Origin of the sequence: Rhodococcus sp. GA1, assembly GCF_024321955.1 — a bacterium.
In the GTDB taxonomy this organism is placed as follows: Bacteria; Actinomycetota; Actinomycetes; order Mycobacteriales; family Mycobacteriaceae; genus Rhodococcus; species Rhodococcus pyridinivorans.
The window spans coordinates 2,837,834-2,851,149 of record NZ_CP097186.1; the positions used below are offsets into that span (position 1 = coordinate 2,837,834).

13 protein-coding genes and 1 tRNA gene are annotated in these 13,316 nt (G+C 67.8%); 5 read left to right on the forward strand and 9 right to left on the reverse strand.

The features are described from left to right. Positions 1-69 precede the first annotated feature (69 nt). A complete protein-coding gene (locus M3330_RS13450) occupies positions 70-1,104 on the forward strand; it encodes an NADP-dependent oxidoreductase (protein WP_024102335.1) in 1,035 nt (344 codons plus the stop codon). 34 nt (positions 1,105-1,138) lie between these two features. Here the strand turns inward: M3330_RS13450 and M3330_RS13455 are convergent, their stop codons facing one another. From M3330_RS13455 to pcaB, 5 genes are all read right to left on the reverse strand, one after another. Continuing rightward, a complete protein-coding gene (locus M3330_RS13455) occupies positions 1,139-1,573 on the reverse strand; it encodes a hypothetical protein (protein WP_255024924.1) in 435 nt (144 codons plus the stop codon). A 66-nt stretch (positions 1,574-1,639) separates the two neighbouring features. Then, complete coding sequence (locus M3330_RS13460; RefSeq protein ID WP_219129590.1) at positions 1,640-2,851, reverse strand: acetyl-CoA C-acetyltransferase; 1,212 nt, start codon at positions 2,849-2,851, stop codon at positions 1,640-1,642. Between the two features lie 22 nt (positions 2,852-2,873). After that, complete coding sequence (locus M3330_RS13465) at positions 2,874-3,695, reverse strand: IclR family transcriptional regulator C-terminal domain-containing protein (protein WP_219129589.1); 822 nt, start codon at positions 3,693-3,695, stop codon at positions 2,874-2,876. Continuing rightward, positions 3,692-4,864 (reverse strand): 3-oxoadipate enol-lactonase, encoded by a 1,173-nt coding sequence (gene pcaD / locus M3330_RS13470; protein ID WP_219129588.1) that lies wholly within the window; start codon positions 4,862-4,864, stop codon positions 3,692-3,694. The genes M3330_RS13465 and pcaD overlap by 4 nt, the downstream gene beginning before the upstream one ends. After that, a complete protein-coding gene (pcaB, locus tag M3330_RS13475) occupies positions 4,861-6,210 on the reverse strand; it encodes a 3-carboxy-cis,cis-muconate cycloisomerase (RefSeq protein ID WP_255024925.1) in 1,350 nt (449 codons plus the stop codon). Before pcaB ends, pcaD begins: the two co-directional genes overlap by 4 nt. A 154-nt stretch (positions 6,211-6,364) precedes the next feature. On the opposite strand from pcaB, the gene M3330_RS13480 reads away from it, so the two are divergent. Next, on the forward strand, positions 6,365-7,111 hold the full coding sequence (locus tag M3330_RS13480; RefSeq protein WP_006553189.1) for a CoA transferase subunit A: 747 nt from the start codon (positions 6,365-6,367) through the stop codon (positions 7,109-7,111). Beyond that, positions 7,108-7,755, forward strand: a complete 648-nt coding sequence (locus M3330_RS13485) for a CoA transferase subunit B (protein WP_019288227.1) — start codon at positions 7,108-7,110, stop codon at positions 7,753-7,755. Before M3330_RS13480 ends, M3330_RS13485 begins: the two co-directional genes overlap by 4 nt. A gap of 55 nt (positions 7,756-7,810) precedes the next feature. Here M3330_RS13485 and M3330_RS13490 read toward each other — a convergent pair whose 3' ends face one another. From M3330_RS13490 to M3330_RS13505, 4 genes are all read right to left on the reverse strand, one after another. Then, positions 7,811-8,941, reverse strand: a complete 1,131-nt coding sequence (locus M3330_RS13490; protein ID WP_019288228.1) for an AI-2E family transporter — start codon at positions 8,939-8,941, stop codon at positions 7,811-7,813. Between the two features lie 130 nt (positions 8,942-9,071). Next, a tRNA-Met gene (locus M3330_RS13495) sits at positions 9,072-9,148 on the reverse strand. 148 nt (positions 9,149-9,296) lie between these two features. Next, positions 9,297-10,127 carry an SDR family NAD(P)-dependent oxidoreductase gene (locus tag M3330_RS13500; protein WP_255024926.1) on the reverse strand — a complete coding sequence of 277 codons (831 nt, stop codon included), beginning with the start codon at positions 10,125-10,127 and terminating at the stop codon, positions 9,297-9,299. Further along, positions 10,127-10,609: a nuclear transport factor 2 family protein gene (locus M3330_RS13505; RefSeq protein ID WP_024102330.1), complete on the reverse strand. Its 483-nt coding sequence runs from the start codon at positions 10,607-10,609 to the stop codon at positions 10,127-10,129. Before M3330_RS13505 ends, M3330_RS13500 begins: the two co-directional genes overlap by 1 nt. Positions 10,610-10,836: 227 nt before the next feature. Between M3330_RS13505 and M3330_RS13510 the strand changes: the two genes are divergently transcribed. Together M3330_RS13510 and M3330_RS13515 are read left to right on the forward strand one after the other, a co-directional pair. Further along, positions 10,837-12,053 (forward strand): IS3 family transposase gene (locus tag M3330_RS13510; protein ID WP_255024927.1). Its coding sequence is split into 2 segments (ribosomal slippage): positions 10,837-11,089 and positions 11,089-12,053, totalling 1,218 coding nucleotides; the frame shifts between segments, so codons are not numbered across the junction. Further along, positions 12,050-13,300 (forward strand): IS701 family transposase, encoded by a 1,251-nt coding sequence (locus M3330_RS13515; protein ID WP_255024928.1) that lies wholly within the window; start codon positions 12,050-12,052, stop codon positions 13,298-13,300. The genes M3330_RS13510 and M3330_RS13515 overlap by 4 nt, the downstream gene beginning before the upstream one ends. Positions 13,301-13,316 lie beyond the last annotated feature (16 nt).

Genomic DNA, 13,316 nt, shown 5'->3' on the forward strand with positions numbered 1-13,316 from the left:
CGGCATCGTGCCTGCCGGGGTGCTCCCGCGCGGCGTTTAGGACGCCAGCGCGTGCGGCACACTGTCGGCATGAGTGAAGCCACGACGAGTCAGAGCACCCGCATCGTTCTCGCATCGCGCCCGGAGGGGGCGCCCACCGCCGACAACTTCCGTCTCGAGACGGTGGATCTGCCCGAGGTCGGCGACGGCCAGATCCTCCTGCGCGTCGTCTACCTGTCCCTCGACCCGTACATGCGCGGTCGGATGAGCACAGCGAAGTCGTATGCCGCGCACGTCGAACTCGGGGACGTGATGGTCGCCGGAACGGTGGGCCAGGTCGTCGAATCGCGGTACGACGGCCTCGAGCCGGGCGACTACGTGCTGGCCGGAGCCGGCTGGCAGTCGCACGCCGTCCTCGACGGCTCCACCGTTCGTAAGCTCGATCCGCAGGCCGCACCGATCTCCACCGCTGTGGGAGTCCTCGGAATGCCCGGCTTCACAGCCTATTCCGGGCTCCTGAAGATCGGGCAGCCGAAGAAGGGTGAGACCGTCGTCGTCGCTGCCGCCACCGGGCCCGTGGGATCGGCGGTGGGGCAGATCGCGAAGCTGAAGGGCGCCCGCGCGGTCGGTATCGCCGGCGGCCCGGAGAAGTGCCGCGCACTGATCGACGAGTTCGGTTTCGACGCGGCGATCGACCACCGCGACCCGAACTTCGCCGACAAGCTGGCGGAGGCGGTGCCCGACGGTATCGACGTGTACTTCGAGAACGTCGGCGGCCCCGTCCAGGAAGCGGTGTGGCCGCTGCTCAACACCTATGCGCGAATCCCGGTGTGCGGTCTGGTCGCGCAGTACAACGGTGCTGACCTCAACCGCAAGGACCGTCTTCCGGGACTGTTCAACTCGATCCTCACCAAGAGCCTCACGATCCGCGGCTTCATCCAGAGCGAGTTCGTGAAGGAGATGTACGGCGACTTCCTGCGTGAAGCCTCGGCATGGGTCCGCGACGGAAAGCTCCAGTATCGCGAGGACATCGTCGACGGACTCGAGAACGCCCCGGAGGCGTTCATCGGCATGCTCGAAGGAAAGAACTTCGGGAAGATGCTTGTGCGGGTCGCGCCGGAGTAACGGGCACCAGGTCCGCCCTCCGGCGCCGGCCGCGTCAGCGTCGGGGGGTTCCGGTGGACCACAGGGCCCACAGGACGAGCACGGGCTGGAAGAACAAGCGGACCAGGCGCTTACGGTCGGTGTCGAGACCGAAGGCGCTGCGCTTGCCGAGATACTGGGCGATGTTGCCCGGGAAGACGGCGGCGAAGAACAGTGCGGCCAGGCGGCCGACACGGACGCGGTCGCGGTTCGCCACGGCGAGTCCGGCGCCGAGCATGATCTCGACACCGCCGGACGCCATGACCACGCCGTCCTTGTCCATCGGCACCCAGTCGGGCACCTGCGCCTGGAAGTCCTTGCGGGCCCAGAAGAGATGGCTCAGTCCGGCGAAGACGAGTGAGGCGGCCAGCAGATAACGCGCGAGGGTCCGGGCTCGTGTCGTGGGCGGAGCAGGGGCTTCGGTCGGGGGAGTTATCTGAACGTCGCTCATGATCACGAGCGTACGGACTGTACGGTGCTCGCGACGGGGATCGCGTCGCGAGCACCGTAGGTCACGTCAGGCGATGCGTTCGAATACAGCGGCGAGCCCCTGGCCGCCGCCGATGCACATCGTCTCGAGTCCGTAGCGACCCTCACGACGATCGAGTTCGCGCAGCAGGGTGGCGAGGATGCGTCCGCCGGTCGCGCCCACCGGATGTCCGAGGGAGATGCCGGAGCCGTTGGGATTCAGGCGCGAGTCGTCGGCCTCGATGCCCCACGAGCGGGTGACGGCCAGGGCCTGTGCGGCGAACGCCTCGTTGAGTTCGATGACGTCCATGTCGGCGAGCGTCAGTCCGAGGCGGCCGAGCGCCTTCTCGCTGGCGGGCACCGGGCCGATGCCCATGGTGCGCGGCGGCACACCGGCCACCGCCCAGCTTGCGAGGCGGGCCAGCGGACGCAGACCCAGCGCCGCGGCCTTCTCTGTGGTGGTGACGATCGCGAGGGCGGCACCGTCGTTCTGGCCGCTGGCGTTGCCGGCGGTGACGGTGGACTCGGGGTCGATCTTGCCGCGGATCGGGCGCAGCTTGGCGAGGGTCTCCATCGAGGTGTCGGCGCGGGGGTGCTCGTCGGTGTCGACGACGAGCGGATCGCCCTTGCGCTGCGGCACGCTCACGGACACGATCTCCTGCGCGAACACACCGTTCTTCTGCGCGGCGACGGCCCGCTGGTGCGACTGCACGGCCAGGGCGTCCTGGTCCTCACGGCTGATGGAGAACTCGGCGCGCAGGTTCTCGGCGGTCTCGATCATGCCGCCGGGCACAGGGAAGTCGCGTCCGCCGGCGGTGACGCGGGCACGGGCCAGGCGATCGGACAGAGCGACGGCTTCGCCCTTGACGCCCCAGCGCATGCCGGTGGCGTAGAACTCGGCCTGGCTCATCGATTCGGCGCCGCCGGCGAGGATCAGATCGCTCGCGCCGGTCTGCACCTGCATGACGGCCTGCACGATCGCCTGCAGACCCGAGCCGCAGCGACGGTCGACCTGCAGGCCCGGAACGTCCACCCCGAGGCCGGCGTTGAGGGCGGCGACGCGGCCGAGGGCGGGGGCCTCACCGTTGGGGGATGCCTGGCCGAGGAAGACGTCGTCGATGTCGGAACCGGCGATACCGGTGCGGGCGACGAGTTCGCGGATGACGGTGGCCGCGAGATCCTCGGGGGCGATGTCCTTCAGGACGCCGCCGAACCTACCTACCGGGGTGCGCAGGGGTTCGCAGATCACTACGTCGGTCATGATGTACCTCGATCGGGGTTGTTCACTGGTGGGTCTGGGTGCGGGCGAGATCGGTGGAGATCGCTCCGGCGGTGGCGAGCAACGCCGGGACGAGCTCGTCGTGCACGGTCTCCATCCGGTAGCGGGCCGCGTGGGTCGACAGGTTCACCGACGCCACAACGGTTCCCGACGCATCGCGGATGGGCGCGGCGAGCGAGCGCAGGCCCTCCTCGAGTTCCTGGTCGACGATGCAGTATCCGTTGCGTCGTACCGTGGCGATCTCGGCGCGCAATTCCTCGGCGGTGGTGACGGTGTTGCCGGTGATGGGAGCGAATTCGGCGCGCGAGAGGTAGGCGTCGAGTTCGTCGTCGTTCAAACCGGCGAGCAGTACCCGTCCCATGGAGGTCGCGTAGGCGGGGAAACGGGTGCCGAGGGTGATGGTGACGGTCATGATGCGGCTGACGGGAACTCGTGCGACGTAGACGACGTCGGTGCCGTCGAGCACCGACACCGAGGTCGATTCCTTGACTTTCTCGGCGAGCGCCTCGAGATGGGGTCGCGCGACCTCCGGCAGCGTCAGTGCCGACAGGTAGCTGTAGCCGAGTTCGAGCACCCGTGGGGTGAGCCAGAACTGGGATCCGTCGGTGCGGACGTAACCGAGTTCGATGAGAGTCAACAGGAATCGGCGCGCAGTAGCGCGGGTGAGTCCGGTCGCGCGGGCGACGTCGGAGAGCGACTGCCGCTGGGCGTGCGCACCGAAGGCCTTGATGACCGACAGGCCACGTGCCAGCGACTGCACGTAATCGGGCGACGCCCCGGGGTTCTCGCGAACGACCTCGGGGGCGGTGACGTCGGGAGTGCTCACGAGCCCGCACCTCCCTCGGTGTCGGCGAGTGCCTGCTTGCCGAGCGCGAATGCCCGGTTGCTGTTGGGGGCACCCGCGTAGACTGCGGTGTGCAGAAAGACCTCGACGAGGTCGTCGGGATCGATCCCGGCGCGCAGGGCTGCACGGATGTGCATGTCGAGTTCGTGCTCGTTGCCGACCGCGGTGAGGATCGCGAGGGTCAACAGCCGGCGGGTGCGGTGGTCCAGACCCGGACGCGCCCAGATGTCTCCCCACGCGGTGCGGGTGATGAAATCCTGGAAGGGCCGGGTGAATTCGGTGGCCGACTCGATGGACCGGTCGACGTGTGCGTCACCGAGGACGGATCGGCGCACCCGCAGACCCTCCTCGAACGCCGCGGTGCGGTGTGCGGCGGACGGCGTGACGCGCGACGAGATGTGCTCGCGGATCAGCTTCGTGACCCGTCCTGCCTGCTCCACGTTGGCGAGGTGTGCGCCGGGGGAGAGGACGTGGAAGGTGGAGTCGGCGATTCCGTCGGCCAGTTGCTGCATCGTCGACGGCGGGGTGGCGGGGTCCTGCTCACCGGCGATCACCAGGGTGGGCGCGACGATCCGGGCGAGGTCGGGACGGCCGTCCCAGGTCGCCAGTGCCTCGCAGCACGCGGCGTAGCCCTCGTCGGTGGTGCCCTTCACCATCTCGACGTGGCGGGCGACGAGCTCCGGATCGTGTTCGGCCAGTTCGGGAGTGAACCACCGCGAGACGATCGAATCGGCGATCGAGGCCAGGCCGTCGTTGCGGACCGATGCCGCCCGGTCGTACCAGGGCTGGGCGGGCTGGAAGGCCGGCGAGGTGCACAGCAGCGTCAGCGTGCGCACGCGCTCGGGGTGATGCGCCGCGAGCCACTGCCCGACGGCACCGCCGAGCGACAGTCCGACGTAGTGCACGGCGCCGAGTTCGAGCGAGTCGAGCAGGGCGACGACGTCACCGGCGAGTTCCTCGATCGTGTAGGGACCGGACGGCGCGGGCGATGCGCCGTGCCCGCGATGGTCGGCCGCGACGACGTTCCAGTCGGTCGCCAGGGCGTGGATCTGCGGTCCCCACATCGACAGGTCCGAACCCAGCGAACCGAGGAACAGGACGGTCGGCTTCGTGGGGTCGCCGTACTGTTCGTAGTTGAGCGTGACGGTCATCGGGCATCTCCTGTGGTTCGGTTCGTGCTGTCGTGACGGGCGAGAACGCGATCGACGATGTCTGCGGCATGGCCGAGATAGCGCGTGGGATCGAGAAGTTCGCGCACGTCCTGCGGGTCGAGATGTGCGGTGATGGCGGGATCCTCGTCGAGCGACCTACCGGCGACCGCCGCATCGGTGACGATCGAGCGGGCGTCGTCGGTGTGTTCGGCGAGTGCGGCCGTGACCTTCTCGGCGAGGATCGCCCCTCCGGTGAGCGCGAGATTGCGGTCGAGCGCGTCGGTGTGGACGTGCAGACCGTTCAGGCTCGTCGAGAGTTGGTGCGCGGCACAGCCGGTGAGGCGCAGGATGTCGGCGAGGGTCTCCCATTCGGCGTGCCAGGCGCCGGCGGCCCGCTGGAACTCGTGGTCGGTCGACGACAGGATCGTCGAGACGAGACCGGGAACGCGCCGGGCAGCGGCGCGCGCGGTGATCGCCGCGACGGGATTGCGCTTGTGCGGCATGGCCGACGAACCGCCGGGCGCATCCTCGCTCACCTCACCGAACTCGGTGCTCGCCATGAGTACGACGTCGGTGGCGGGTTTCGCGACCGCGCCCGCGGCGACACCGAGTGTGCCCGCGAGGGTCGTGACGGGGGTGCGGGCGGTGTGCCACGGCGCGACGGGACGCGCGAGCCCGAGCAGGTCGGCGACCGCGTCGGCGAACGCGAAACCGTCGGGATGGACGGCGGCGAGCGTGCCGGCGGCTCCGCCGTACTGGGCGGGTAGGGCGGACAACACGCGGTCGAGTGCGCCGGCGGCGTCGTCGAGGGACAGGAGCCAGCCGGCGGCGAGCGCGCCGAAGGTGGTCGGCAGTGCCTGCTGGCCGAGCGTGCGCGCGACCATCGGTGTCTCGCGATGGGTGGCAGCGAGGCGGGCTGCGCCGTCGGCTGCGGAGCGCAGGTTCGCCAGGGCGATCCCTCCTGCGCGGCGGGCGAGCAGCATCAGCGCGGTGTCGAGCACGTCCTGGCTGGTCGCGCCGACGTGCACGGCGCGAGCAGGGGCGTCGGCGCGCTCGCGTAGCAGGGAGACCAGGGGGATGACGGCGTTGCCCCCCGCCGCGGACCGTCGACCGAGGTCGGCGGGATCGAGTTCTTCGGCGAGCGAGGCCGCGGCTGTCGCGACGGCGTCGGCGTGGGTGTTCTTGACACGGCCGAGTGCGGCGGCCGCGCGGGTCAGCGCGACCTCCACGTCGAGCAGGGCACCGATCCACGCGCGATCCGACAGGGCGACGCCGAGTTCGTCCGCGCCGAAGACGGGATCGAACAGCGGACCCCGATATCCGGGGTCGGGGGATGAGGGGGACACGGACCTCCGATCCGAAACGTTCGCTATGTGGACGGATGGACGCTATGCGAACAGGCTAGTGCGGCCGTTCTGCGCTTGCAACGATCCTATGCGGATTTGTTCGCATTGCGGACGGGAGTTCACATGACGTACACCTGAGGGTATCGTGGCACACATGGACAAAGTCGTTGCCTCCGCCGCCGAGGCCGTAGCCGACATCCCCGACGGCGTCACGATCGCTGTCGGAGGGTTCGGTCTGGTCGGCATCCCCGAGATCCTCATCAACGCGTTGCTCGATCAGGGCGCCACCGACCTCGAGACCGTCAGCAACAACTGCGGTACCGACGGCTTCGGGCTCGGCCTGCTGCTCGAGAAGGGCCGCATCCGCCGCACCATCTCGTCGTACGTCGGCTCCAACAAGGAGTTCGCGCGCCAGTACCTCGCCGGTGAACTCGAAGTCGAACTCACTCCGCAGGGCACGCTCGCCGAGCGCCTGCGCGCCGGTGGTGCGGGCATCCCCGCCTTCTTCACCCCGGCAGGCGTCGGCACGGCCGTCGAGGAAGGCGGACTCCCGCTGCGCTACGACGGTCACGGCGGCATCGCCCTCGCGTCGCAGCCGAAGGAGACCCGGGAGTTCGACGGCGAAACCTACGTGCTCGAACGCGGCATCGTCGCCGATTACGCGCTCGTGCACGCCTGGAAGGGCGACCGCCACGGCAACCTCGTCTACCGAGCAAGCGCCCGCAACTTCAACCCGCCGGCCGCCGCCTCGGGTCGCATCACGATCGCGCAGGTCGAGCACCTCGTCGAACCCGGCGAACTCGACCCCAACGAAATCCACACGCCCGGCATCCACGTGCAGCGTGTCGTACACGTCGGCCCCGTCGAGGTCGGCATCGAGAACCGGACGGTGCGCTCATGACACAGGCAACGAAGAAGGGGCTGACCCGCGAGGAGATGGCGGCACGCGTCGCCAAGGAACTCGAGGACGGCCAGTACGTCAACCTCGGAATCGGCATGCCCACCCTCGTGCCGAACTACCTCGAATCCGGCGTCGAGGTCATCCTGCACTCGGAGAACGGTGTGCTCGGCGTCGGCCCGTACCCGACCGAGGACGAACTCGACCCCGAGCTCATCAACGCCGGCAAGGAGACGATCACCGCGATCCCCGGCGCGTCGTACTTCGACTCGGCGCAGTCGTTCGGCATGATCCGCGGCGGCCAGATCGACGTCGCCGTCCTCGGCGCGATGCAGGTCTCCGCCAAGGGCGACATCGCCAACTGGATGGTGCCCGGTGCGATGGTCAAGGGCATGGGCGGCGCGATGGACCTCGTCCACGGCGCCAAGCGCGTCATCGTGATGATGGATCACGTCACCAAGAAGGGCGACCCGAAGATCCTCGAGGAGTGCGTCCTGCCGCTCACCGGTCGTGGATGCGTGCAGCGCATCATCACCGACCTCGCGGTCATCGACGTCACCGACGAGGGACTGAAGCTCGTCGAGACGGCACCCGGTGTGACCACCGAGGACGTCGTCGCTGCGACGGCGGCGAAGCTGATCGTCTGATCGGACGACGACGGGGCCGGGCGCGAGAAGATCTCACGCCCGGCCCTCTCGTCTCTCAGTCGTAGTCGTCGTTGTCTGCCGTGAGCTCCGGGGCGTCGGGTTCCGGTTCCTCTCCACCCACCTCCGGGATCAGTTCGTAGCGGTGCCCGAACGACTCGGCCAGCGCCTGCAGGATCGCCACCACCGGCACGGACACCAGAGCCCCCACCGGGCCGAACAGGGTGGCGCCGACGATCACCGAACCGAACGCCACCGCCGGGTGGATCGACACCGTGCGGGCCGTGATGCGCGGGTGCAGCACATAGTTCTCGATCTGCTGGTAGACCGTGCCGAAGGCGATCACCCACACGCCGTCGAGCGGTTGCTGCACCGCGGCGATGAGCGCGGGGAGCCCGATCGCGAGATAGGTGCCGAGGGTGGGGATGAACTGCGAGACCACCCCGGTCCAGATCGCGAGGGGCAGCCAGTACGGAACCCCGATGATGAGGAAGAAGATTCCGGTGAAGATCGACGCCGCGGCGGCGAGGATCAACCGGGAGACGACATAGCCGCCGGCCTTCTCCACCGAGGTCTCCCACACGTTCGCGATCAGCTGCTGCTGCCGGGCCGGGAACCAGCTCGCGATCGTCCGGCGCATCTTCGGCCCCTCGGCCGACATGTAGAAGACGAACAGCAGCATCGTCAGGATCTGGAACAGGGCACCGACCAGAGTGCTGAGGACGCCGAGGACACCGGGCGTGAACCGTTGTGCTAGATCGCGAACCGTATCGGGCGTGATCTTGAACAGTTCGTCCCCGGTCTTGAAGTTGGTGTCGAAGGTGCGGTTCGCCCAATCGGTGATGCGTGTAAGCGCATCCGGAAGTGTGGTGAGCAACTGGGCGATCTGGTCGAACAGGAGCGTGCCGAACACCGCGAAGAACCCGATGGTGAGTGCGATCAGGGAGAACAGCACGAGGCCGGTGCCGGCACCGCGACGCATCCCGAACCGTTCGAGGCGGTCGACGATCGGTTCGATCGTGATGCTGAACAACCACGCCAGGAACAGCAGGCCGAGGAAGCCCTTCAGATTGTGGAAGAGCCAGCCCGACATCTGATAGAAGGCGACGGCCAGCAGAACACCGACGATCGTGGGCCGGAGCCAGCGGGGAGTTCGTGGTCGATCGGCGACGGTTGCGCGCTTGGCCATCACACCCTCCCGCTCTGCAGAGACTCTTCCGCGAAATCTACTCGGTGAGCGCGGCCGGGGGAGCCGTACCGAGACCGAGGAGCATTCACAAAAGAACCGGCCCGGACTCGTGTGAGTCCGGGCCGGTCGGTGGTAGCGGGGACAGGATTCGAACCTGCGACCTCTGGGTTATGAGCCCAGCGAGCTACCGAGCTGCTCCACCCCGCGTTGCATGTCCAACCATACACGACTTCCGAGGGTGCTCTGACCACCCCTCGTCCGGGCCGCCGAATCGAGGGGGAGGTTGTGTGCGACTTCCGCGGTTCCGACGCACACAACCTCCCCTGGCTTCGCCTCCCGACAGCCGCGGTCGTCGTCAGAACAACGGCCCGCCCCCGAAGATGTCCCGGTGTGAATCGGGTTGGTTGCCTTCGGCGTCCACGATGCCGTAGTCGAGTGCGGTTTCGGCGGTGATGAGGGTGCGACCGCTGCGCGCGTTCACCTCGGGGTCGGCCGCGAGCGCGACGATCACCCGTCCGATGAACTCCGGTGTCTCGGCGTTGGCCAGCGAGAAGCCCTCGAAGTTGTCGATGCCGCGGGCGAGCATGGCCTCGTTCTTCACCAGCCCCGGCCACAGCGACAGGGTGGTCACCCCGGTGCCCCGGAGTTCGACGGCCATGTCGGCGGCCATCTTGTCCAGGCCGGCCTTCGACATGCCGTACAGCACCGAATGCAGGTAGCCGCGGGTGCCGAACGACGAGATATTGATGATCATCCCGCTGTTGCGCGGCACCATCAGTTGCGCGGCTTCGACGGAGGCGACGTAGTGCGCGCGGAGACCGACGCCGATCAGGCTGTCCCAGTCGCTGATCGGACGCTTCCAGAACGGTTCGGAGAACCCGGCGAACCCCGGCGGTGACGCCCACACGTTGTTGACGAGCAGGTCGAGGCGGGAGTCCTGCTCGTCGGCGATCCGGCGGAAGAGTTCGTGGATCTGCGCGTCGTCGCGGTGGTCGCACTGCACGGCGATGCCGTGCCCCCCGCGTTCGGTGACCTCCGCCGCGGTGCGGTCGAGTGGTCCGTCGACACCGACCCGGCCGCGGGCGGTGACATAGACGGTCCAGCCGTCGGAGCCGAGCGCGCACGCGATGCCCTTGCCGACGCTGCGACTCGCGCCGGTGACCAGCGCGACCTTTGTTTCTGTCATCACTGCACCACTTCCACGTCGTCGGTGAGAGCCCGCTGGATCGACCACAGCACCTTCACGTGGCAGCGGGAGATCTTCCATTCGCCGTTCTCGACCACGTAGTCGTCGTCGTAGTCGAGCGCGGCGACCCGTTCGGTGCGCGCACGCAGATCCACCTGCCGAAATCGCAGCGTCCAGGCGCCGGTCGCGGTGTCGGACCCGGTCAGGTGGATGCTCGGATGCATGCCGTGATGCATGTCGAGCACGACGTAGCGGTCGTCGACCCGTTCCAGAGCGATCCGGGAGTAGATGTCGACCAGGGCGTCGGCATCGTCGAAGCTGCCCAGCGCCGGTCCGTAGTAGATGTCGGCGCCGTGCGCGACGAAGCATGCACGCATCGCCTCCGGGTCCTTGGCGTCGCACGCCCGGAAGTAGCGATGCTTGAGCATCCTGATCTCTTCGAGAGCTTCGAGTCGGGCCAACCGTTGTTCGACGGTGTCCATCGGGTGCCTTCCGGTCGGGGACGAACGGTGTCCCGGACCCTAGTAGGACTTTGTTAGGTTCACCACTTCTGGTGTGAGGACTCGAGATTCGGCGAAATGCTCGAGACGATGACCAGGTGGATGCCGCAGCCCTGACCGATATCGGTGAACGTCTCGACGTGTGAGGATGCCCCCTGGGAGTGGACACCCTGACAATGGTTCGTACAAGAACCAGGAGGGATGCTCACATGGGACGCCAGTCTCACTACCCGGAGGAGTTCCGCCGGGACGCGGTCGCGTTGTATCGCGCGGCCGCCGGTACCCGCACCTACGCGGCAGTGGCTGCGGACCTGGGCATCAGCAGCGAAACGCTGCGCACCTGGGTCCGCAAGGACAACGCGGCTGGTCGAAGCTCGGCGGACCGCGGAGCCGGCGTCGAAACCCCGGCCGAGGAGTTGGCGCGCCTGCGAGCGGAGAACACTCGGCTGCGCAGCGCCGAGAAGGAGTGGCAGCTCGAACGGGAGATCCTGCGCCGGGCAGCGGCCTATTTCGCGCAGGAGATGAAGTGAAGACCTGCCGCTGGGACTTCATCTCCGCTCATCGCGCCGAGTTCGGTGTGCAGCGGCTGTGCCGGGTCCTCGGCGCGTCCCGGTCCGGCTACTACCGGCACCTGGCCACCGCCGATGCGCGCACCGAGCGTGCCGCCGAGGAAGCTGCCACCGTCGCACAGATCCGCCGGATCCATAGTGAGCATCGCGGCGGGTACGGTGCTCCCTGCATCCACGCCGAACTGCGCGAACTCGGGGTGTGCATCAACCGCAAACGAGTGGCGCGGGTGATGCGTGAGCACCGCATCGTCGGTCGGCATCTGCGACGTGGCCGGCGCACCACCATCCCCGATCCGCAGGCGGCGACGGTGCCCGATCTGATCGGACGGGACTTCACCGCCGAGGTACTCGACACTCGGTGGTGCGGCGATATCACCTACATTCCGGTGGGGTCGTCGTGGTTGTATCTGGCGACGGTGATCGATATCTGTTCGCGTCGGGTGGTGGGCTGGTCGATCGCCGAGCATATGCGTACCGAGCTGGTCACCGATGCACTGCAGATGGCGGTCGATTCCCGTGGTGGCAGCGTGGACGGAGTGATTTTTCACAGCGATCACGGAGCGCAGTACACCTCGACCGCATTCTCGGAATTCTGTGCTGTACACGGGATTCGACGGAGTCGGGGTCGTGTGGGGTCGAGTTACGACAACGCTCTGGCGGAGTCGTTTTTCCAGAGTCTGAAACGTGAATGGCTACACGGCCGGGGACCGACATCGAAAGCTCGAACGCGTCTGGAGTTGTTCGAGTGGTTGTCGTACTACAACCGGCGGCGGCGTCATTCCGCGCTGGGCTATCTGACCCCGATCGAGTTCGAACGACGAATGACCGCATCGGCTACGCTCACATTCGCGGCATGAATTCTGGTGTCCACTCTCAAGGGGCAACCTCAGTGTTCGTCGACGAGGTGTTCTCCTCGCTCAACCGCAAGGATCAGCGGGCGACGGCCGGCGTGTATGCGCGGGGGTTGATGCTCGACGGGCGCCGCAAGTCGATGCAACCGATGGCCGACCGGCTCGGGATCGATCACCAACGCCTGCAGCAGTTCGTCACCACCTCACCATGGGATCCGATACCGGTCCGGAAAACACTGTCCCGCAAAGCGTGTGATCTGATCGCACCGGAGGCATGGGTCATCGACGACACCGGATTCGCCAAGGACGGCGACGCCTCACCATGCGTGGCCCGACAGTATTCCGGCACCTTGGGCAAGGTCGGGAACTGCCAGGTCGCCGTCAGTGTGCACGCCGCCACCGATACCGCCTCCGCACCGCTGGATTGGCGGCTGTATCTGCCCGAGAGCTGGGACGATCAACGTTGCGACGATCCGGAGACGGCCGCGGCGATCACCGCTCGCCGGCGGCGCAGCGTGATTCCCGATGAGGAACGGTATCGCTCCAAGGCGGTGATGGCCCTCGAGATGCTCGACGAACTCGCCTCGTGGGGCCGGATCCCGCCGGTGATCGTCGCCGACGCCGGCTACGGCGACTCGGCGACCTTCCGGCAGGGTCTGACCGACCGCGATCTGGTCTATGTCGTGGCGGTCAAGGGCGCGACCCTCGCGCATCCGGGTGATGCGGTCCCGGCCACCGCGGAATACTCGGGCCGCGGCCGGCCACCGACCCGACGCTACCCGGCGGCGGCGACCTGCACAGACCTCGTCCAGGCAGCCGGCGTCGAAGCACTGACCGAGGCCACCTGGCGCCACGGCACCAGAACCGGCCCGGCCAATCCGGCCGCGGCGATGCGCTCACGGTTCGTGGCGCTGCGGATACGCCCGGCCAACCGCACCATTCCCAGAGACGAGAACGGTGTCCTGCCGCAGGCGTGGCTGCTCGCCGAATGGCCAGCGGGCGCGGCGCAGCCCACCGACTTCTGGCTGGCCACCCTGCCCGAAGACACCCCGCTGTCGGAGTTGGTGCGGCTGGCCAAGATCCGCTGGCGCATCGAACACGACTACCGGGAACTGAAAACCGGTCTCGGCCTCGACCATTTCGAGGGCCGCTCCTGGCTCGGCTGGCACCACCACGTCACCCTCGTCACCGCCGCACACCTGTTCCTGACGACCCTGCGACTGACCGACCCAAAAGCGATTGGGCGGGACTGACCCTCTACGGCATTGT